Below are 19961 nucleotides of genomic sequence, written 5' to 3'. Positions count from 1 at the left end.
CTCATAACCTGGAGGTCGGTGGTTCAAATCCGCCTCCCGCTACTGGATGAAAAACCCGGTTTCCTCGAAAGAGGGAGCCGGGTTTTTCTTTGTCTTCGGTTGTATTCGCGCATGTGTATTCGGGTGAATGGGGTGCCCATTCAGGCCCGGTCGCCGCCTGCGGTCGCGAGGGCCCAGATGACGATGACGTCGAGGCCGATGACGGCTATCGACCAGCCCGGCTCGATCGGGAGCCACAGGAAGTTGGCGATGAGCGACGCCGACGCCAGGATCAGGGCCAGCAGGCGGACGGCGGGGCGGCCGCTGAAGAGGGCGATGCCCACGGCCATTGCGAAGACGCCGACGATGAGGTGCACCCAGCCCCAGGCCGCGATGTTGAGCTCGAAGGCGTAACCGGCCGGCGCGACGAAGTACCCGCCGTGCGAGATCGCCGCGATCCCGGTGAACGCCTGCCATCCTCCGCCCACGACCAGCATGAGCGCCGGAAAGATGAGGCGTCCCGGTTTGAACGCTGTAGTGGTCGTCATGGCTCCCCCGATCCGCGTGTCCGTACCGATCATGGACCCGCGCGGCATCGGGCGTGCCCGACTCGCCGAATGTCCCGCCTGGAGGGTGGCGGGCCCGCCTGCGCCCGTTCGCGGAAATCGGGCACTGCGGGGCGGCGCGGGCGGTAGCGTGCCGTTGGAGGAGCGGCACGGGCTCCGCAATGGGAGGCACGCATGGCAGGCAAGGCACCCGTCGACCTGGTGCTGGTCGAGTTCTCGGGCAACAGGTTCGACGGCAGGGTCCTCACCGAGCTCGAACGGCTCTCCGCCGAAGGCACCATCGAGGTCCTGGACGCGCTGCTGGTCAGCCGCAATGCGGACGGCTCCATCGAGTGGCTCGAGGCCTCCACGGTGGACGACCGGCTCGCCTCGCTCGTGGGCGAGCCCGCCGGATACCTGAGCGCCGAGGACGCCGAGGCCATCGCCGAAGAGCTGCAGCCCGACACGGCGATCGGCATGCTCGTGTTCCAGCACTCCTGGGCCGCGAAGCTCGCCGACGCCCTCCGCGGCGTGGGCGGGCGCCTGCTCGACTGGGAACGCGTTCCCGCCGCCGCCGTAGCCGAACTCGCCGAGAACTAGGAGGCACCGCCATGATCCGACGTGTTGGAAGGCCGGGCCTGCTCGGCACCATGGCCCGCACCGCCGTCATCGCCGGCACCGCGGGCGCGGTCAACCGCTCCATGAACCGCGCCGCCGACGGCCGCGCGCAGACCCAGGCCGACGCGGAGGCCTACCGCGAGCAGCAGGCCGCTCCCGCGGCCGCTCCGGCGGCACCTGGCGCGTCCGGGGGCGACGACGTGATCGCCAAGCTGAACCAGCTCGGGCAGCTGCACGCCTCCGGCGTGCTCAACGACGACGAGTTCGCCGCCGCCAAAGCGAAGCTGCTGGCCTGAACGGCGAGGCGGCCATGCGCTTGACCGCGGCGGCGCTCGCGCCGGTCGCCCTCATGCTCGACGGGGTCGACGTCAGCGGCGACGGCCCGATGCGCGACGGACCCACCTTGGTGGCCGTCGCGCTCGTGTTCGCACTGATCGACCCGGCCCTGCCCGGCCCCGGGCGCTCTTGAGGCTTTCGGGCTCAGCGCGGCGGGGCCGTGGTCGCGCGGACGACGAGCTGGGCGTCGCAGACGGTCTCCCGGCCCGGGAGGGTCCCGTTCTCCAAGCGCTCCACCGCGTTGCGCACGGCGTGCCCGGCGATGCCGGCGGCGTCCTGGCGGACCGTGGTGAGGTTGATGTGGGACAGGTGCGAGAGGTTGCCGTCGTCGTAGCCGACGATCGAGACCTCGCCCGGGACGTCCACGCCACCGCTGCGCAGGGCGTGCATGAGGCCGATCGCGCAGCGGTCGTTCGCGGCCAGGACCGCCGTGGGGAGGGCGTCCTCGCTCAGGAGCAGCATGCCTGCCGCGATGCCGGCGTCCTCGTCCTGGGCGCCGGGGAGCACGCGGATCTCGTCGGCGAGGCGGTGGCGGCGCATCGCGGCGCGGTAGGCGCTGCGGCGGTCGGCCGAGCCGGGGCCCTTGCCGCCGTCGATGTGCACGATGCGGCGGTGCCCGAGGTCGACGAGGTGGTCGACGGCTTGGCGCACGCCTTTGGCCTCAGCGGTGTGGACGCTGTCGACGCCGGGCGTGGTCGCCTGGCGGCCGACGACGACGGTGGGGACGGTGCCGCCGAGCCGTTCGGTGGCGTGCGATTCGGGGTCGGAGACGAGGAGCACGAGCGCTTCGCAGCGGTGGCCGAGGAGCGCGCCGGTGGCCAGGTGCTCGTCGCGTCCGGGCGCGACGGCCGAGAGGAGCACGTCGTAGCCGAGCTGCGCGGCGGCCGGGTAGATGGCCTTGACGACTTCGGCATGGAAGGGCTGCTCGAGGTTCATGAGGACGCCGAGGGTGCGGCTGCGGCCCCGGGCGAGCATCTGGGCGGCGCTGTCGGGCCGGTAGCCGAGCTCGTCGGCGGCCTTGAGGACCCGCTCCCGTGTCGCAGCGCCCGCGCCGGGGCGGTCGCGCAGGACGAGGGACACGAGCGTGCGGGAGACGCCCGCGCGCTTGGCGACGTCGGCCATGGTGGCGCGTTGCGGGGAGCCCTGGCGGGCCTCCTGCTGGGGCTCGAGCGTTTCGTCCAACGCCTCATCCTCTCCTGGCCTCGGTGGGCGCGCGGCCGGTGACCCGAGTTTATTTCCGTCCTGCCGGGCGGCTTGACGCGCGGGCCCGGGAGTGAGTATATTCCAAATCACTGTCGCGCGACAGTAACGCGCGACAGTGGAGCGCTCCAGATTCCAGAGGGAGGTGTGGCCGTGGCCGCGACGCACGACGTCGTCACGATGGGCCGGGTGGGGGTCGACCTCTACCCGCAGCAGACCGGCGTCGGCCTCGAGGACGTCGCGTCCTTCGCGAAGTTCCTGGGCGGCAGCCCCACGAACGTGGCGGTGGCGGCCGCGCGCTACGGGCGCAAGGCCGCCGTGATCACCAAGACCGGCGCCGACCCGTTCGGGAAGTTCGTGCGCAAGGCGCTCCAGGGGTACGGCGTGGACGACTCGCTCGTCGGGACCTCTCCTGAGTTGCCGACGCCCGTCACGTTCTGCGAGATCTTTCCCCCCGACGACTTCCCCCTCTACTTCTACCGGCTGCCGAAGGCCCCTGACCTGGATATTCATGCTGAGGAACTGGACCTTGACGCCATCAGGAACGCCTCGGTCTTCTGGGTGACCGTGACCGGCCTCTGCCAGGAGCCCTCGCGTTCGGCGACGCTCGCGGCCCTCGAAGCGCGGAGCCGATTCATGGAGGACCTGCAGCAGGAAGGCAAGGGCGGCATCACCGTGCTCGACCTGGACTACCGGCCGATGTTCTGGGACTCGCCCCAGGCCGCCCGCGACTGGGTGAAACTGGCCTTGCCGCACGTCACCGTCGCGGTCGGCAACCGCGAGGAGTGCGAAGTGGCCGTAGGCGCCCATGACACGCCCGCCGAAGCCGCCCAGGCGCTCCGCGCGGCGGGCGTCTCGCTCGCCGTCGTGAAGCAGGGTCCGAAAGGCGTGCTCGCCCTCGACGACAGCGGGCAGGTGGAAGTGCCGCCCGCGCCCGTGCAGGTGGTCAACGGCCTCGGCGCCGGCGACGCCTTCGGCGGCGCCCTCGTCCACGGCCTGCTCGCCGGGTGGGGCACCGAGCGGATCATGCGCTTCGCCAACGCGGCCGGCGCGCTCGTCGCGGGCGCGCTCGCGTGCTCCGACGCCATGCCGACCCAGGCCGAAGTCGAGCGGAAACTGCAGGAGGCAAGCGATGCGGCGTGACCAGCTCGCCGAACTGGCCCGGACCCGGCTCACCGACCCGGGCGCGATCCGCAAGGCCGCCGAGGCCCGTCCGCGCGCCACGGGGCCCGTCGGGCCCTCCGGCAAGTGCTTCGTCATCGCCGCCGACCACCCCGCGCGCGGCGCCCTCGCCACCGGCGGCGACCCGCTGGCCATGGCCGACCGCGGCGACCTCCTCGACCGCCTGACCACCGCGCTGGAGAACCCCGGCTGCAACGGGGTGCTCGCCACCGCCGACATCCTCGACGACCTGCTGCTGCTCGGCGCCCTCGACGGCAAGACCGTCTTCGGGTCGATGAACCGCGGCGGCCTCGCCGGGGCAGCGTTCGAGATCGACGACCGGTTCACGGGCATTGACGCGGACGCCATCGCCCGCATGGGCTTCGACGGCGGCAAGATGCTCACCCGCATCGACTACGGCGACGACCGCACCGCCCCCACCCTCGAAGCGACCGCACGCGCGGTCGACGCGCTCGCCGCTCAAGGCCTCATCGCGATGGTCGAGCCGTTCATCTCCCGCCGCGAAGGCGGCAAGGTCGTGAACGACCTGTCGACGGAAGCGGTCGTCACCTCGGTCGCGATCGCCTCCGGGCTCGGCTCGACCTCGGCCTACACCTGGCTGAAGCTGCCCACCGCACCGGACATGGCGCGCGTTGCCGCCGCCTCCACGCTGCCGATGGTCGTGCTCGGCGGCGAGGTCGCCGACCTCGCCGCGCAGCGCGAGAGCTGGGGCCGGTCCCTCGAACTGCCCAATGTGGTCGGTTTGACCGTGGGGCGCTCGCTCCTCTACCCGGCCGACGGCGACGTGGCCGGAGCCGTCGAAGCGGTGGTGAGCCTCCTGTGAACACCTATCACCTACCGGCCGGGTCCACAGCGGACGGCGACTACGACACCGTCGTCACCCCGGCAACTGCCGGTTGGACGTACTCGGGCCTGAAAGTGCTGGCGCTGCAACCTGGCGGCACCGCGACCTTCGCCACGGGCGACGCCGAAACGCTTGTGCTGCCGCTCTCCGGGGGCTGCACGGTGACCTGCGACGGCGAGGTCTTCGAGGTCCAGGGCCGCCGGAATGTCTTCAGCCGGGTGACCGACTTCGTCTACGTCCCAAGGGATGCCGAGGTCACGGTCGCCAGCGCGAGCGGCGGCCGGTTCGCCCTGCCCTCCGCCAGATGCGAGCGTCGCCTGACTGCCCGGTACGGCCCCGCCGAGGACGTGCCGGTCGAGCTGCGCGGTTCCGGCCAGGCCTCGCGCCAGGTCAACAACTTCTGCACGCCTGAGACGTTCGAGGCGGACAAGCTCATCGCCTGCGAGGTCATCACCCCCGGCGGCAACTGGTCCTCCTACCCGCCCCATAAGCACGACGAGGCGAAGGACGGGGAAGCCGAACTCGAGGAGATCTACTACTTCGAGGTCTCCGACCAGGACGGCATTGCCTGGCAGCGCGTCTACGGCACTCCTGAACGGCCGATCGAGGTCAGCGAGGCGGTCCGCAGCGGCGATGTCGTCGTGATCCCGCACGGCTGGCACGGGCCCAGTGCCGCCGCCCCCGGCTACGACCTCTACTACCTCAACGTGATGGCCGGTCCCGGCGAGGACCGCGCCTGGCTCATCTCCGACGACCCGGCCCACGCCTGGGTCCGGTCCACTTGGGCGCCTGAGGATCTCGATCCCCGCCTGCCGCTGTCCTCTGCCGTGGAGAAGGAGGGCGACGATGCCCAGTAAACCCGTGCCCGTCAACACTGTGCGCCTCACGACCGCCCAAGCCCTGGTCCGGTTCCTCGCCGCCCAGTACTCCGAGCGCGACGGGAGCGAGCAGCGCCTCATCCCGGGCGTGTGGGGGATCTTCGGCCACGGCAACGTGGCCGGGCTCGGCCAGGCGCTCCTCCAGGCGACCCGCACTGGTGAAGCCGACCTGCCGTACTACCTGGCCCGCAACGAGCAGGCGATGGTCCACGCCGCCGCTGCCTACGCCAAGATGAAGAACCGGCTCCAGACCTTCGCGTGCACGGCCTCGACCGGGCCGGGATCGACGAACATGATCACCGGCGCCGCGCTGGCCACCACCAACCGGCTCCCGGTGCTGCTCCTGCCCTCCGACATGTTCGCCTCCCGGGCGCCCGACCCCGTGCTGCAGCAGCTCGAGGACACCCGCGCCGGGGACGTCTCCGTGAACGACGCGTTCCGGCCCGTCTCCAAGTACTTTGACCGCGTCTCGCGGCCGGAGCAGTTGATTCCGGCCGCGCTGGCGGCGATGCGGGTGCTCACCGACCCGGTCGAGGCCGGCGCCGTGACTTTGTGCCTCCCGCAGGACGTGCAGGCCGAGGCCTTCGACTGGCCGGTCGAGTTCTTCCGCAGGCGCGTGTGGCGCATCGGCCGCACCGAGCCCGAACCCGCTGCGGTGCAGAGGGTCGCGGCGCTCTTGCGCAGCGCCGAGCGGCCGCTCATCGTCGCCGGCGGCGGCGTCGTCTACAGCGAGGCGGAGGCTGAGCTGCGGGCGTTCGCCGAGGCCACCGGGATTCCCGTGGCGGACACGCACGCCGGGAAGGGCGCCGTCCCGTGGGACCACCCGCAGGCCGTGGGCGGCGTCGGCTCCACCGGCACGACCGCCGCGAACGCCCTTGCGGCGGAAGCAGATGTGGTGCTCGGCATCGGGACCCGCTACTCCGACTTCACGACCGCCTCGCACACCGTGTTCGGCGACCCCGACGTCACCTTCGCGAACCTCAATGTGGCCCGCCTCGACGCCGCGAAGCACGCCGCCGAGATGCTGCTCGCCGACGCCAAGACCGGCCTGGCCGCGCTCGCGAAGGCCCTCGAGGGCTGGAGCGTCCCCGACGAGTACCGCGCCGAGACGGTGCGGCTCGCCGACGAGTGGCGGGCCGAAGCGGACGCGTGCTTCGACCTGGGCCACGGTCCGCTGCCCGCGCAGACCGAGATCCTGGGGGCGCTCAACGAGGCCCTCGACGACGCGGACGTGGTGATCAACGCCGCCGGCTCGATGCCCGGCGACCTGCAGATGCTCTGGCGCGCACGGGATCCGAAGGCCTACAACGTCGAGTACGCGTTCTCTTGCATGGGCTACGAGATCGCCGCCGGGGTCGGCACGAAACTGGCCGCGCCCGAACGCGAAGTGATCGTCCTCGTCGGCGACGGCTCCTATCTGATGCTGGCCTCCGAGATCGCCACGATGGTCTCCGAAGGCCTGAAGGTCATCATCGTGATCGTCCAGAACCACGGCTTCGCCTCGATCGGCGCGCTCTCCGAGTCCCTCGGCTCCCAGCGCTTCGGCACCAAGTACCGGTACCGGGACGAGGACTCGGGCCTGCTCGACGGCGACGTGCTCCCCGTCGACCTGGCTGCGAACGCCGCCAGTTTCGGCGCGGAGGTCATCCTGGCCGACACCGTGGCCGGCTTCCGCGAAGCGATCATCAAGGCCAAGGCCAACTCCCGCACCACGGTCGTCCACGTCGAGACCGACCTCTACGGTCCCAACCCGCCCGGCTCGGCCTGGTGGGACGTGCCCGTGAGCGAAGTGTCCGCCCTCGACTCCACCGAAGCCGCCCGAGCCGCCTACACCGCGCACAAGCGCGGCCAGCGCCACTACCTCTAAGGACCACCGCAATGCAGATCATCGAGCACTGGATCGGCGGCAAGCCGACCGCCGGAGGGTCGGACCGCCTCGCGCCCGTGTGGAACCCCGCCACCGGCGAGGTCCAGGCGCAGGTGCGCCTCGCCACCGAATCCGATGTGGACGCCGCCGTGCAGTCCGCGAAGGCCGCGTTCGCCTCCTGGGGGCAGCAGTCGCTGTCCAACCGCTCCCGCGTGATGTTCCGCCTCCGCGACCTCGTCGAGCGCCACGAACTCGAGCTCGCGAAGCTCGTCGCCGCCGAGCACGGCAAGGTCGTCGACGACGCCCGCGGCGAGATCGTGCGCGGCCGCGAGGTCATCGAGTTCGCGTGCGGCATCACCTCCGCGCTCAAAGGCGGCTTCTCGAACGACGTCTCGCGCGGCGTCGACTCCTACGACTTCCGCCAGCCCATCGGCGTCTGCGCGGGCATCACCCCGTTCAACTTCCCGGTGATGGTCCCGATGTGGATGCACCCCATCGCGATCGCCACCGGCAACACGTTCGTCCTCAAGCCCAGCGAGCGCGATCCCTCCGCGAGCCTGCTCATCGCGCAGCTCTACGCCGACGCCGGGCTGCCCGACGGCGTGTTCAACGTCGTCAACGGCGACAAGACCGCCGTCGACGCGCTCCTGGACCACGAGGACGTCGCCGCCGTCTCCTTCGTCGGCTCCACCCCCATCGCCAAATACATCCACGAACGCGGCCAGCAGCGCGGGAAGCGGGTGCAGGCCCTCGGCGGCGCGAAGAACCACGCCGTCGTCATGCCCGACGCCAACATGGACTGGGCCGCCTCGCAGCTCACCGCCGCCGCGTTCGGCTCGGCCGGGCAGCGCTGCATGGCCATCTCCGTCGCGGTCGCCGTGGGCGACGCCGCCGACGAACTCGTGGGCCTCCTCAAGGAGAAGGCCGAAGCGATCGTCGTCGGCGCCGGGGACGACCCTGAGGCCGAGATGGGCCCGGTCGTCACCCAGGCCTCCTGCGACCGCGTGCACGCCTACCTCGAATCCGGTGTCGCCCAAGGCGCCGAGCCGGTGGTCGACGGCCGCGGCCTGCGCGTCGAAGGGCACCTCGGCGGGTTCTTCGTCGGCCCCAGCGTCCTCGACCGCGTCACCCCCGACATGGACGTCTACCGCGACGAGGTCTTCGGGCCGCTCCTCGCCGTCGTCCGCGTCGACACCCTCGAAGCCGCGATCGACCTCATCAACGCCAACCCGTACGGCAACGGCACGGCGATCTTCACCTTCGACGGCGGCGCGGTGCGCACCTTCGAACGCGACGTCAACGTCGGCATGGTCGGCGTGAACGTCCCGATCCCGGTACCGACCGCGCACTACTCGTTCGGCGGCTGGAAGGACTCCCTGTTCGGCTCCAGCCACATCCACGGCCACGAGGGCGTGCGGTTCTACACCCGCGCCAAGGTCGTGACCTCGCGCTGGCCCAGGCACACCGAGTCGCAGGCCGCGCAGCTCAACTTCCCGACCTCCAGCTGACCCCGCGAAGGAGCACGTCACATGCCTGGAACGCAAGCGCCGAACCTCAGGCTCGGCTCGGCCCCCGACTCGTGGGGCGTGTGGTTCCCCGAGGACGAGCGGCAGCTGCCGTACGAGCGGTTCCTGGACGAGCTGGCGGGCGCCGGCTACGAATGGCTCGAGCTCGGCCCGTACGGGTACCTGCCGACCGACCCGGCGGTGCTGGCCGACGAGCTCGGCGCGCGCGGACTCAAGGTCTCCGGCGGCACCGTGTTCGGGAACCTGCACCGGCCCGAGCGGTTCGACGAGACGCTAGACATCGTCGGGAAGGTCGCGAAGCTGACCGCCTCGCAGGGCGCGAAGCACGTGGTGCTCATCCCGCCGCTGTTCCGCGACGAGAAGACCGACGCGGTCAACGACGTGACCGAGTGGGACGCCGCGCAGTGGGCCACGGTGCACGCCACGGCGAACCGGCTCGGGAAGCAGATGTTCGAGGAGCACGGCGTCACGATCGCGCTGCACCCGCACGCGGACTGCCAGATCATGACGCAGCCGCAGATCGAGACGTTCCTGGACGGGACCGACTCGGACTTCGTGTCGCTGTGCCTGGACACGGGTCACGTCGCGTACGGCGGCGGTGACAATGTGGACTTGATCCGCCGCTACGGTGAGCGGATCGGCTATGTGCACATCAAGCAGATGGACCCCGAGATCCTGCGGCAGGTTCGCGACGAGGGGCTGGGCTTCGGCGAGGCCGTCAAGCGCGGGGTGTGCGTCGAGCCGCCCGCGGGCGTGCCGAACCCGGCGGACATCGTCGCCGAGCTGTCCACTCTGGATGCAGAGCTGTTCGTGATCGTCGAGCAGGACCTGTACCCGTGCGAGCCGGACGTCCCCTTCCCGATCGCGGTGCGCACCCGAAAGTACCTGGGCGGCTGCGGCCTCGGCGCCGGCCGCCAGCAGTCCTGAGCAGTTCGAATGAGTGAGGACGGAACACCATGAGCATCGGCATCGGCCTGATCGGCACCGGCTGGATCGGCGAGCAGCACGTCCACCGGCTCGCGCACATCGTGGCCGGGGCGCGGGTCGTCGCGGTCTCGGACATCGACCCCGAGTCGGCGGCGAAGGCCGCGGCCCAGGTCGGTGCGCGCGTGGTCGACACGGCCGAGCGGCTGATCACCGACCCGGAGGTCGAGGCGGTGGTCGTGGCCTCGTGGGGCCCGGCCCACGCCGAGCAGGTGCTCGCCTGCATCGCGGCCGGGAAGCCGGTGTTCTGCGAGAAGCCGCTCATCACCGAGACCGCCGACGGCCTGCGGATCCTCAAGGCCGAGCAGGCCGCCGGGCGCCGCCTCGTGCAGGTCGGGTTCATGCGCCGCTACGACGCCGGCTACCGGCAGATGAAGCGCATCCTCGACGCGGGCGGGATCGGCGAGCCCCTGATGGCGCACTGCGTGCACCGCAACCCGAACGTGCGCGAGGCCTACACGACCGAGATGGCCGCCAAGGACACCGCGGTGCACGAGGTCGACGCGATGCGGTGGCTGCTCGGCGAGGAGTTCGCCACCGTGCAGACCGTCCTGCCGCGCAAGACGTCGAAGCGGTTCCCGCACCTGCAGGACCCGCAGATCTTCCTGTTCGAGACCGCTTCCGGCGCCCGCGTCGACGTCGAGGCGTTCGTGAACTGCCAGTACGGCTACGACATCCAGTGCGAGATCGTGGGCGAGGACGGCGCGGTGCGCCTGCCCGACCCGGCCGCGCCGGTGGTCCGCAAGGGCGCCAAGGCGAGCACCGAGGTGCTGCAGGAGTTCGGCGACCGGTTCGCGGACGCCTTCGACGTCGAGCTCCAGGACTGGGTCGACCACCTCCTCGCGGGGGAGGAGCCGACCGGTCCGTCCTCATGGGACGGCTTCGCCGCCACGGTGGTTGTCGAAGCGGCCGTGCGCTCGCTGCACTCGGGCGAGATCGTGCCGATCGAGCTGCCTGAAAAGCCCGACTTCTACGCGTAGGCCGGCGCCGGGGGCGGCGAGCGCCGTCCCCGGTTTGCGGGGATTGCTTGTACAACGATGTATGTGTACGATAACATCGACAAATCTCTATTCCTCACTATCTAGAGATCGGTTCGTACATGCACACTTCCCAAGTGCGGCAACGGCGCATCACCTGGATCGCCGGGCTCGCCGCAGCCGTCATCGCCGCGACGGGCCTCGCGTTCCTCGCGCCGACCGCTTCGCACGCCGCCATCGACACCAACGCGGACTACGTCCTCACCAGCCGCCACTCCGGCCTCGTCCTCGACATCAACGGCGCCTCCACCGCCGAGAACGCCGGACTCATCCAGTGGAACCGCAACGACGCCACGAACCAGCGGTTCCGGCTCATCGACGCCGGAGGGGGCTACTACCGCGTTCAATCCCGGCACAGCGGCAAAGTCCTCGGCCTGCAGAACCAGAGCACCGCCGACGGCGCGAACGTCGTCCAGGAGACCGACGCCAACGCCACCGACCAGCAGTGGCGCGTCACCGAGTCCGGCGGCTACGCCACCTTCGTGAACCGCCTGTCGGGCAAGGCGCTCGACGTGTGGGAGTGGTCGACCGCCGCGGGCGGCCGCATCTCCCAGTACACCGCCACCGGCGGCACCAACCAGCAGTGGTCCCTCACCGCCCTCGGCACCGGCAACCCCGGCCAGACCGACTGCGCGAGCGGCCCGACCCAGCCGCCGAGCATCGGCGGCACCCTCGGCGCCCACGACCCCGCCTTGTGGGCCGGGTGCACCGGGCAGCCCTGGTTCGCCTACGCCACCGGCGACGGCCGCTTCGGCGGCGGCACGCCCCCGATCTTCCGCTCCACCAACGGCGGCCAGACCTGGCAGAACATCGGCACCATGTGGAACGCCAAGCCCGCGTGGACGACGCAGCAGATCCCCGGCGTCGACAACCTCTGGGCGCCCGAGATCCACTACGACGCCGTCCAAGGCCTCTACTACGTCTACTACTCCGCCTCGACGTTCGGCTCCCAGCGCTCCGCGATCGGCGTCGCCACGAGCCCGACCCTCGACCCCTCGGCCTCCGGCTACGGCTGGACCGACCGCGGCGCGGTGATCCAGTCCTACGAGGGCAGCGCCTACAACGCGATCGATCCGAGCATCCTCGTCGACGCCTCCGGGCGGCACTGGATGGTCTTCGGCTCCTGGTGGCAGGGCATCCACATCGTCGAACTCGACTGGCCCTCGGGCAAGGTCAAGGCCGGCGCGACCCCGATCCGCCTCGCCACCAAGAGCGGCGGCATCGAGGGCCCCGCGATGATGCAGCACGACGGCTACTACTACCTGTTCACCTCGATCGGCACCTGCTGCGCCGGGGCGAACTCGACCTACAAGATCACCGTGGGCCGCTCGACCTCGCCGACCGGCCCGTTCGTCGACGCCGCCGGCGTCGACATGCGCAACGGCGGCGGGACCGTGCTCCTCGGCGCCTACGGCACCAACGTCGCCGCGGGCGGCCAGTCCCTGCACCGCGGGTTCATCGCGTACCACTCGTACGGGACGAACGGCGGCTTCGCGCTCGACATCGAGCAGATCCAGTGGAACTCCGCAGGTTGGCCCGTCTTGAACGGGAGCTGACCTCGGATCCTCGGCCTCGCTGCGCCGCCCGGCGGCGTTTGCTAAGGTCGCGCTAGTCAAGGCCCCGGCCGGCAGGCCGGGGCCTTTCACGTGTCCGATGGTCCTTGAAGGTTTGCAAGTCGATGCAGCAGTACGCGATGTTGATATCGCCCTCCGCCAACCGCGTCTACGCGCGCACCGCCGCCCGGATGGCGGCGAACGAGATCCGGGTCTTCAGCGCCCGCGCGCTCGACGGCCGGGTCGTGGACGTGGAGGAGGCGGCGTTCGGCGGCGTCCCGTACCTCACGTTCCGCTCAGACTCGCTGAGCGCGCGCGACCTGCGGCTGCTCGCGAACCTCTCATCCCTGTACGCGCTGTTCGCGGTGCGCGGGGCGATGCTCGAGCCGATCGCGGTCGAGCGGCTCGACCGGTACGACGACGACCTGATCACCATCCTCAAATACGTGGGCAAGACCAACGAGCAGTTCACGAAGCTGCTGCTCAACGTGACCGCCGCGGTCGCCCTGGACCCGGACCGCCTCCTGTCCGGCGACGTCACGGTGCTCGACCCGATGTGCGGGCGCGGCACCACCTTGAACCAGGCCGCGATGTACGGCTGGGACGCGTTCGGTGTGGAGGTCGACAAGCGCGACTTCGAGGCGTACAGCGCGTTCGTGCAGCGCTGGCTGAAGGACAAGCGGCTCAAGCACCACGCGGTCCAGAGCCGGGTGAAGCGCGAGGGCCGCGGGGTCGGGCAGCGCACCCGGGTCGAGTTCGCGGCGACGAAGGAGCGGCACCGCGCGGGGGACCTGCAGGTGGTGGAGATCGTCAACGCGGACACGCTGCGCAGCGGCGAGGTCTTCCGCAAGGGCGCTTTCGATCTCATCGTGACCGACGCGCCGTACGGCGTGCAGCACGCGGCGGTGAAGGACACGCGGGCGCTCACCCGCAAGCCGACCGAGGTCCTGGAGGCGGCGGTCCCGGTCTGGGCGGACCTGCTGCGCCGGGGCGGGGCGCTCGGCCTCTCATGGAACCTCTACACGACCGCCCGCACGGATCTCGTTGCGATCCTTGAGGACGCGGGCCTGGAGGTCATGGACGCGGCACCGTTCCTCGACTTCGAGCACCGCGTCGACCAGGCCATCAATCGTGATCTGGTCGTGGCTCGCAAGCCGAAGTAGGCGGCCGCGACTTGGCATGGCGGCGTGGAACGGGCGGAGCCGCCTCCGCCCGCCGCGGCACCCCCGGTGACCGCGGCAGCGCCGCCGGGTCCTGGGGCCCCGGCGGCGCGAGTGCGGCAGCCTAGCGGCGTCCGCGGGCCTTGGCGAGGCCGAGGCCGCTGTCCTCGGCCACGTCCTCCCATTCGAGGAATTTGAAGTTGGTGCTGGACTCGTCGCTGCCCTCAGGGGTGTTGTCGCCGTCCTGGACGACGAGGAGGCCGCCGTCGAAGCCGGGGAGGCTGACGTTCACGACGTCCGCGCCGTCGCTGTGCTGGGTCGAGTCGACGTCGCCGTCACCGATGGCGAAGGAGCCGAGGTACCGGTTCCCGTCGGTGAGGGAGTAGACGGCGAACGTGTCGTCGCCCTGGCTGGAGGCGAGCAGGTAGCCCTTGCCGCGGCCGGTCGAGTAGATGGTGAGGCCCTCGATGTCGGTGCGGAGGACGTCGCCGCCGAAGCCGGGGTTCTCGCCGTATTCGCATTCGTCGGTCTCGGCGTTGTAGGCGCCGGGCAGGCCGAACTCGACGGCGGTGTCGACGAGCTCGGGCTCGCCGGTGAGGTCGGCGCTGACCTTCCAGATGCCGACGAGCTCCTGGCCGAGGTAGGCGGTCCCGCTCGCCTCGTCGACGACCATGCCTTCGACCTGCGCGTACTGGCCGGGGTCGTCGCAGGTGGTCCAGGTCGAGCCGTCGGGCATCGCGAACTCGGCGGGGAGGGCGAGGGTGCGGATCTTCTCCCAGCCCACGGTGTCGCCGTTCGCGACGAGCTTCAGCAGGGCCACTTCGGTCTCGGAGTTGCGGCTGACGAGGGCGTAAGCGCCCGTGGAGTCCTGCCAGGTGGTGAGGCCGTACGCGGTGTGCTCGCCGTTGACCTCGTCCTGCGATGCGCTGAAGATCCAGCCCGCGTCGGGGTCGGTGACCTCTTCGAGCTCGCCATCGTCGATGGCGAAGATCCCGAGGTCGTCCATGCCGCGGTCGGAGGCCACCGCGAGGTCGACCTCGTCGCCGCCGAGTGCGAAGCCGTGCACCAGGTCGACGTTGTTGTAGCGGCCGGGCGCGTCGTCCTCGCCGGGGGCGGGCTCGGGCGCGACGTGCTGGACCTCCTCGCCGTCGAGGTCGTAGACGTAGAGGCCGGCCTCTTTGGCGGTGGTGATGACGAGGCTGTCCTCGCGGTCGTCCGGGTCGACCCAGATCGCGGGGTCGTCGGCGTCGGCGTCGTCGTCCGCCCAGAGCGCGGGGGTCTCGAGCTCGGCGGTCACTTCGTCGTCGCTGCGGGGGTGGGCCTGCGCCGAAGCGGCGCACACCAGTACGGCGGCCGTGCCGCAGGCGGTGAGGGTGAGCAGGCGGGAAAGCAAGGAGGCTCCTCGAGTCGGGTGGCGTTGTCGACTCGATGCTGGGGCCTCCCCGTGAATCCCGGGTGAACGCCGCTCGACCCGCCGGGCGAATTCCCGCCCGGCGGGCCGTCGTGTCTCGCGGTGCGCCTACTTCACGTCCGGGTGCGGGTGCGCCACAGGAGCCAGATGAAGTACGGCGTGCCGATGAGGGCGCAGACCAGGCCCGCGGGGATCTGGGCGGGGGCGATCACCGTGCGGCCCACGGTGTCCGAGAGGCTCACCAGCAGCACGCCGATGAGGATCGAGACCGGCAGGACGCGGGTGTGCCTGCTGCCCACCAGGGCCCGCGCGAGGTGCGGGGCGACCAGGCCGACGAAGCCGATCACGCCGACCACGGCCACCGCTGCCGCGGTGAGGAGCGCGGCGGCGCCCAGGAGGAGCAGGCGGGTCCGTTCGAGGCGGACGCCGAGCACGCGCGGCGTGTCGTCGTCGAGGGCGAGGAGGTCGATCTCCCTGCGGTGGGCGAGGATCAGCGGCAGCACCGCGACGAGGGCGGCGGCGAGCGGGATCAGCTGCTCGGCCGTGCGCCCGTACGTGGTTCCCGAGAGCCAGGTCATCGCCTTCGGGATGTTCCACGGGTCCGAGGCCAGGATCATGATGGTGATCGCGGCCATGCCGAACGACCACACGCCGATGCCGATGAGGACCAGGCGCGACGTGTCGAGCCCGCCCCGCCAGGCGAGGGCGTAGACGAGCGCGAAGGCGCCGAGTCCGCCTACGGCCGCAACGCCGGTGACGGTCCAGGCGCCGGCCGCCGGCATCCACGTGATGAGGGCGACCGCGGCGACGCCCGCGCCGGCGGTGACGCCGAGGAGTCCGGGTTCGGCGAGCGGGTTGCGCAGGATGCCCTGCGTGACCGCCCCGGCGCACGCGAGCGCGGCGCCGGCGAGGATCGCGGCGAGGACGCGCGGGTAGCGCTGGTCGATGATCCACGTGTACGAATCGCCCGTGGTCCCGGCCACCCAGTTGACGAGGTCGCCGCCCAGCAGCATCGTGTCCCCGGCGAGCATGCCGCCAATCAGGGCCGCGACCGCGGTGGCGGCGAGTCCGATCCAGATGAGCGTGAAGCCGCGGCGGCTGCGGTTCGCGGCGCCGTGCAGGATCGCGGGCCGGTCCTCGGATCCGCCGCCGGCGACCGAGCGGGCCAGCCACACCATGACGGCCGCGCCGAGGAGCGTGGTCGCCACGCCCACAGGCACTTCGATGCTCTTCTCGGCGCCGAGGACCGCGCGCACGGCGAGGTCGGCGCCGACGATGACGAGCGCACCGCACAAGGCGCTGAACGGGATCAGCACCCGGTGGGCGAGCAGCACCGGCACCCGCACGGCGATCTGGCGGGCGATCACGGGTGCCGCGAGGCCCACGAAGCCGATCGGACCGGCCACCGTGACCGCGCACGCGGCGAGCATCAGCGAGCAGACGACGGCGATGAGGCGGGTGCGGCGCACGTGGACGCCGAGGCTGGAGGCGGTGTCGTCGCCCAGGCGCAGCAGGTCCAGGCGCGGTGCGGCGATCACCGCCACGGCGACCGCGATGAGGACGAGCGGCGCGGCCTGCACGATGGTGCCGAACCCGGCGAGGTTGAGATTGCCCGAGCCCCAGGCGAACAGGCCCGTGGTCTCCTCCTGGAACAAGAGCACCAGCAGTGTGACGAGGGAGTTCGCGGCCATCGCGGTCGCGGACCCGGCGAGGATCAGGCGGGTCGTGGCGGCCTCGCCGCCGCCCGCCGAGAGCGCGAGCACCAGGCCCGCGGTCAGCAGCGCGCCGGTGAACGCCACGCCGATCCCCGAGAGCAGCGGGAGCGTGAGCCCGAACGCGGCCACGGCGGTCACGGCCAGGTGCGCGCCCGCGTTCACCGCGAGCGTGTCAGGGCTCGCGAGAGGGTTGCGCGCCACCGACTGCAGCAGCACGCCAGAGGCACCGAGCGCGATCCCGGTGAGCACCGCGCCGGTCAGCCGGGGCAGGCGCGCGCCTTCGAGGACGTTCCACACGGCCGGGTCGGCGCTGCCGGTGAGCAAGCGCAGCAGATCCCCGGCATCCACAGTGGACGTGCCTTGGGTGAGATGGAGGGCCGCCAGTGCGATGAGCGACCCGACCGCGGCGGTGAAGACCGCCGCGATCGGGAGGAGGCGCGGGCCCGAAGGGCCCGCCACCTCGCGCCGCACCGGCGGACGCACGGTGCTCAACTGGCGTAGACCTCGGCGAAGTAGTCGAGGATCGCGCCCGAGGAGCGGGGGCCGCCGAAGGTCCAGATGCTGTGCGGCAGTTCGTACATGCTGCCGTCCTTGACGAACTTCAGGTCGTCCCAGATCGGGTTGCCGACGAGCTTCTCGTTGAAGATGTCGTCGTTGTACGAGTTGTTGTAGACGAACTTCAACTCGGTGTCGGTGAACTGGGCCATGCCCTCGACGTCGGTGCCGCCCAGGCCCCACGCGCCGTCGGTCTCGCCGGTCCAGGCGTTCTCCAGGCCCACGGCGGTGCCGAGCGAGCCCACGAGCGAGCCGGCCGCGAAGGGGCGGATGGAGATCGCGTCGCCCTCGACCCAGCCGTCGGCGTACAGGTAGGGGACGTCGCCGGTGCCCGCGGCCTCGATGGCGGCCGTGGTCGCCTCGATCTTGCCCTCGAACTCGGTCCAGAGCGCCTCGGCCTCAGCGGTCTTGCCGGTGAGCTCCGCGACCATGTCGACGTCGCGCTTCATCCGCGCGAGGTTGTCAGTCTCGTTGGAGCCCTCGACGACCAGGACGGGAGCGAACTCCTCGATGTTCGGGATGAGCTTCTCGTCGTCGGCTTCCATGATGATCAGGTCGGGACTCAGGCCCGCGATCGCGTCGACGGACGGCTCCTGCCGGGTGCCCACGTCGACGACCGACTCGTCCATGGGCTCAGAGGCGCCCACCCAGGTGTTGTATCCCTCGAGGTCGGCCGCGCCGACCGGCATGACGCCGAGGCTCGCGGCGATCTCGGTCTCGGCCCATTCGAGCGTCACCACTTTCTCCGCGGGAGCGTCGAGCTCGACGGTGCGGCCGAGGAAGTCGGTGACCGAGACGGGGCCGGAGCCGGCCTCGGTCGCCTCGTCGCCGGCGCCTTCCTCGGTGGTGCCGCACGCGGAGGCGGCGAAGAGCGCGGCGGCGGCCAGTGCCGCGGGCACGGCGGAGCGCTTGAGGTGGGGGATTCGCATCGGGTTCCTTCTAATCGGTGGTGGTGTTAGGGGGTGTTGAAGCATCCCTGACGGCCGTTATACGGCCCGTTCGCCCGCTCGCTGCGTTGTCAGGGCCTTTGCATACAACACCGGTATGCAAAGGCCCTTCCGCCTTGCGAGCGAACGAACGGACTCGGATACCGACTCGCCATGGATGCTTCAACACCCCCTGACGAGCCTGCGGCTGTGCCGGCCGATGGGCCGGGCCCTGAGCAGGCCGGTCGCGGGGTCGGCGTCGACGCGGATGTCGATGCCGTATGCGGCGGTGAGGTTCTCGGCGGTGAGGACCTCCGATGGGGTGCCGGCGGCCTTGACGCGGCCGTCGTGGAGGAGGACCACGTGGTCGGCGACCGCGGCGGCCTGGTCGAGGTCGTGCAGGACGATGCCGACGGCCGTGCCGTGCTCGTCGGCGAGGTCGCGCACGAGGTCGAGGATCTCGACCTGGTAGCGCAGGTCGAGGTGGTTGGTGGGCTCGTCGAGGAGGAGCACGGCGGTGTCCTGGGCGAGGCAGGAGGCGAACCAGACGCGCTGGCGCTCGCCGCCGGAGAGCGCTTCGACGCCCTTCTCGGCCATCTCGGCGACGCCGCAGATCTCCATGGCGCGCTGGATCTTCGCGGGGCCCTCGTCGTCGCCCTGGCGCCAGCGGCCGCGGTGGGGGTGGCGGCCGTAGCCGACGACGTCGACGACGCGGATGCCGCCGGGGACGGGCCGGGACTGGGCGAGGAGGGAGACGCGCCGGGCGAAGTCCTTGGGGCTCAGCGCGGCCGCGTCGGTGCCGTCGGTGAACTCGACGCCGCCGGCCTCGGCCTTGTGGAGGCGGGCGAGGGAGCGCAGGAGGGTGGACTTGCCGGATCCGTTGGGGCCCAGGAGGGCCGTGACCCGGCCGCCGCGAAGGGCGATGTCGGCGTCGTGCACGACGGTCTCGCCGTAGTAGGCGAGGCGGAGGGCGCGCCCGTTCAAGCCGGGGTCAGTGGGGCCGTCTGGCATGTAGGCAAGGCTAACCTATCCCGCGCGGCGGCGCATCTCGGCGGCCCGGTGATGTGACGATGCCTCGGATCGTGTGCGTTATGGGCACTGAGTCCCATTCGCGCCCAAACGATCCTCATCAAGTGAGGAATCGGATACCACGCGTAAGAGTGAATTCCGGCGCGGCGCTATGGACTTGGCAGTGCCGGGTGGGGTCGACTGGTCCTAGGCGTCACCCGGCCGATGCACCCCGTGTCGGCTCGGCTCGCCAGAGAGGACCAACATGACACCGAATGCGAAGGTGGGGCCTTCGAGTGTCGTCATCGACGAGATCTGGACCGTCGAGCGAGTCAAGTCGCTCGGCGTGATGACGAATGTCGAGACGGCCGCGCAGATCCTCGGGATCGGCAGGACGGTCGCGTACCGGCTGGCGAAGGACGGGCAGTTCCCCGTCCAGGTCCTTCGGATCGGCCACAGCTACCGGGTCCCGGTCCTGCGGCTGCTCGAACTGCTCGGCGCGCCCGACCCGCTGGCCGAGCGCGACCGGATCCTGATCGACTAGCGAACGTGCGACGGCGGCGCCGCCCCCGGGGGGGGGGGGGGGGCGCCCCCCCCCCGCCCCCCCGCGTAGTGGGCGTTGGCGTGGGGGGGAGGT

At 71.2% G+C, this 19961-nt stretch carries 19 protein-coding genes; 13 read left to right on the top strand and 6 right to left on the bottom strand.

What is annotated here, in order from left to right; genetic code table 11:
- Positions 1–140: 140 nt before the first annotated feature.
- Positions 141–527, bottom strand: coding sequence for a DUF7144 family membrane protein (locus O2L52_RS22560; protein WP_270118395.1), 387 nt, complete (start codon positions 525–527; stop codon positions 141–143).
- A gap of 192 nt (positions 528–719) precedes the next feature.
- On the opposite strand from O2L52_RS22560, the gene O2L52_RS22555 reads away from it, so the two are divergent.
- The 3 genes from O2L52_RS22555 to O2L52_RS22545 are packed head-to-tail and all read left to right on the top strand — an operon-like array spanning position 720 to position 1611.
- On the top strand, positions 720–1124 hold the full coding sequence (locus tag O2L52_RS22555; RefSeq protein ID WP_270118393.1) for a DUF6325 family protein: 405 nt from the start codon (positions 720–722) through the stop codon (positions 1122–1124).
- A gap of 11 nt (positions 1125–1135) precedes the next feature.
- Complete coding sequence (locus O2L52_RS22550) at positions 1136–1438, top strand: SHOCT domain-containing protein (protein ID WP_270118392.1); 303 nt, start codon at positions 1136–1138, stop codon at positions 1436–1438.
- 14 nt (positions 1439–1452) lie between these two features.
- Complete coding sequence (locus O2L52_RS22545) at positions 1453–1611, top strand: hypothetical protein (protein WP_270118391.1); 159 nt, start codon at positions 1453–1455, stop codon at positions 1609–1611.
- 11 nt (positions 1612–1622) lie between these two features.
- Here the strand turns inward: O2L52_RS22545 and O2L52_RS22540 are convergent, their stop codons facing one another.
- Positions 1623–2600 carry a LacI family DNA-binding transcriptional regulator gene (locus O2L52_RS22540; protein WP_344471248.1) on the bottom strand — a complete coding sequence of 326 codons (978 nt, stop codon included), beginning with the start codon at positions 2598–2600 and terminating at the stop codon, positions 1623–1625.
- Between the two features lie 231 nt (positions 2601–2831).
- Between O2L52_RS22540 and iolC the strand changes: the two genes are divergently transcribed.
- The 9 genes from iolC (at position 2832) to O2L52_RS22495 (ending at position 13712) form a co-directional block, all read left to right on the top strand.
- A complete protein-coding gene (gene iolC / locus O2L52_RS22535) occupies positions 2832–3821 on the top strand; it encodes a 5-dehydro-2-deoxygluconokinase (protein ID WP_270118389.1) in 990 nt (329 codons plus the stop codon).
- Complete coding sequence (locus O2L52_RS22530; RefSeq protein WP_270118388.1) at positions 3811–4683, top strand: Cgl0159 family (beta/alpha)8-fold protein; 873 nt, start codon at positions 3811–3813, stop codon at positions 4681–4683. The genes iolC and O2L52_RS22530 overlap by 11 nt, the downstream gene beginning before the upstream one ends.
- Positions 4680–5561, top strand: a complete 882-nt coding sequence (gene iolB / locus O2L52_RS22525; RefSeq protein WP_270118387.1) for a 5-deoxy-glucuronate isomerase — start codon at positions 4680–4682, stop codon at positions 5559–5561. Before O2L52_RS22530 ends, iolB begins: the two co-directional genes overlap by 4 nt.
- Positions 5551–7449, top strand: a complete 1899-nt coding sequence (gene iolD / locus O2L52_RS22520; RefSeq protein WP_270118385.1) for a 3D-(3,5/4)-trihydroxycyclohexane-1,2-dione acylhydrolase (decyclizing) — start codon at positions 5551–5553, stop codon at positions 7447–7449. The genes iolB and iolD overlap by 11 nt, the downstream gene beginning before the upstream one ends.
- An 11-nt stretch (positions 7450–7460) precedes the next feature.
- Positions 7461–8957, top strand: a complete 1497-nt coding sequence (locus tag O2L52_RS22515) for a CoA-acylating methylmalonate-semialdehyde dehydrogenase (RefSeq protein ID WP_270118383.1) — start codon at positions 7461–7463, stop codon at positions 8955–8957.
- 21 nt (positions 8958–8978) lie between these two features.
- Entirely contained in the window at positions 8979–9902 is a 924-nt protein-coding gene (locus O2L52_RS22510; RefSeq protein WP_270118382.1) for a TIM barrel protein, read from the top strand.
- Positions 9903–9931: 29 nt separating this feature from the next.
- Positions 9932–10939, top strand: a complete 1008-nt coding sequence (locus O2L52_RS22505; protein ID WP_270118381.1) for a Gfo/Idh/MocA family protein — start codon at positions 9932–9934, stop codon at positions 10937–10939.
- A gap of 134 nt (positions 10940–11073) precedes the next feature.
- Positions 11074–12552 (top strand): family 43 glycosylhydrolase, encoded by a 1479-nt coding sequence (locus tag O2L52_RS22500; RefSeq protein ID WP_270118380.1) that lies wholly within the window; start codon positions 11074–11076, stop codon positions 12550–12552.
- 122 nt (positions 12553–12674) lie between these two features.
- Entirely contained in the window at positions 12675–13712 is a 1038-nt protein-coding gene (locus O2L52_RS22495) for a TRM11 family SAM-dependent methyltransferase (RefSeq protein ID WP_270118378.1), read from the top strand.
- Positions 13713–13833: 121 nt separating this feature from the next.
- Here the strand turns inward: O2L52_RS22495 and O2L52_RS22490 are convergent, their stop codons facing one another.
- The 4 genes from O2L52_RS22490 to O2L52_RS22475 form a co-directional block, all read right to left on the bottom strand.
- The gene (locus O2L52_RS22490; RefSeq protein ID WP_270118377.1) at positions 13834–15102 is read right to left on the bottom strand and encodes a phytase; all 1269 of its coding nucleotides are present in this window, start codon (positions 15100–15102) and stop codon (positions 13834–13836) included.
- A gap of 131 nt (positions 15103–15233) precedes the next feature.
- On the bottom strand, positions 15234–17318 hold the full coding sequence (locus O2L52_RS22485) for an iron ABC transporter permease (RefSeq protein WP_270118433.1): 2085 nt from the start codon (positions 17316–17318) through the stop codon (positions 15234–15236).
- A gap of 5 nt (positions 17319–17323) precedes the next feature.
- The gene (locus O2L52_RS22480) at positions 17324–18319 is read right to left on the bottom strand and encodes an ABC transporter substrate-binding protein (protein ID WP_270118376.1); all 996 of its coding nucleotides are present in this window, start codon (positions 18317–18319) and stop codon (positions 17324–17326) included.
- A 180-nt stretch (positions 18320–18499) separates the two neighbouring features.
- Entirely contained in the window at positions 18500–19327 is an 828-nt protein-coding gene (locus O2L52_RS22475; protein ID WP_270118374.1) for an ABC transporter ATP-binding protein, read from the bottom strand.
- Between the two features lie 262 nt (positions 19328–19589).
- Here O2L52_RS22475 and O2L52_RS22470 point away from each other — a divergent pair, with 262 nt between their 5' ends.
- A complete protein-coding gene (locus O2L52_RS22470; RefSeq protein WP_270118372.1) occupies positions 19590–19868 on the top strand; it encodes a helix-turn-helix domain-containing protein in 279 nt (92 codons plus the stop codon).
- Positions 19869–19961: the final 93 nt, after the last annotated feature.

Origin of the sequence: Glycomyces algeriensis, assembly GCF_027622855.1 — a bacterium.
Lineage (GTDB): Bacteria > Actinomycetota > Actinomycetes > Mycobacteriales > Micromonosporaceae > Glycomyces > Glycomyces algeriensis.
The sequence above is the reverse complement of the archived record's forward strand: the minus strand, read 5'-3'. Positions and strand labels throughout refer to the sequence as shown.

Coding starts and splice junctions, on each gene's coding strand:
- O2L52_RS22560 (WP_270118395.1), bottom strand. CDS start 527: ATGACGACCACTACAGCGTTCAAACCGGGACGCCTCATCTTTCCGGCG.
- O2L52_RS22555 (WP_270118393.1), top strand. CDS start 720: ATGGCAGGCAAGGCACCCGTCGACCTGGTGCTGGTCGAGTTCTCGGGC.
- O2L52_RS22550 (WP_270118392.1), top strand. CDS start 1,136: ATGATCCGACGTGTTGGAAGGCCGGGCCTGCTCGGCACCATGGCCCGC.
- O2L52_RS22545 (WP_270118391.1), top strand. CDS start 1,453: ATGCGCTTGACCGCGGCGGCGCTCGCGCCGGTCGCCCTCATGCTCGAC.
- O2L52_RS22540 (WP_344471248.1), bottom strand. CDS start 2,600: ATGGCCGACGTCGCCAAGCGCGCGGGCGTCTCCCGCACGCTCGTGTCC.
- O2L52_RS22530 (WP_270118388.1), top strand. CDS start 3,811: ATGCGGCGTGACCAGCTCGCCGAACTGGCCCGGACCCGGCTCACCGAC.
- iolD (WP_270118385.1), top strand. CDS start 5,551: ATGCCCAGTAAACCCGTGCCCGTCAACACTGTGCGCCTCACGACCGCC.
- O2L52_RS22515 (WP_270118383.1), top strand. CDS start 7,461: ATGCAGATCATCGAGCACTGGATCGGCGGCAAGCCGACCGCCGGAGGG.
- O2L52_RS22510 (WP_270118382.1), top strand. CDS start 8,979: ATGCCTGGAACGCAAGCGCCGAACCTCAGGCTCGGCTCGGCCCCCGAC.
- O2L52_RS22505 (WP_270118381.1), top strand. CDS start 9,932: ATGAGCATCGGCATCGGCCTGATCGGCACCGGCTGGATCGGCGAGCAG.
- O2L52_RS22495 (WP_270118378.1), top strand. CDS start 12,675: ATGCAGCAGTACGCGATGTTGATATCGCCCTCCGCCAACCGCGTCTAC.
- O2L52_RS22480 (WP_270118376.1), bottom strand. CDS start 18,319: ATGCGAATCCCCCACCTCAAGCGCTCCGCCGTGCCCGCGGCACTGGCC.
- O2L52_RS22475 (WP_270118374.1), bottom strand. CDS start 19,327: ATGCCAGACGGCCCCACTGACCCCGGCTTGAACGGGCGCGCCCTCCGC.
- O2L52_RS22470 (WP_270118372.1), top strand. CDS start 19,590: ATGACACCGAATGCGAAGGTGGGGCCTTCGAGTGTCGTCATCGACGAG.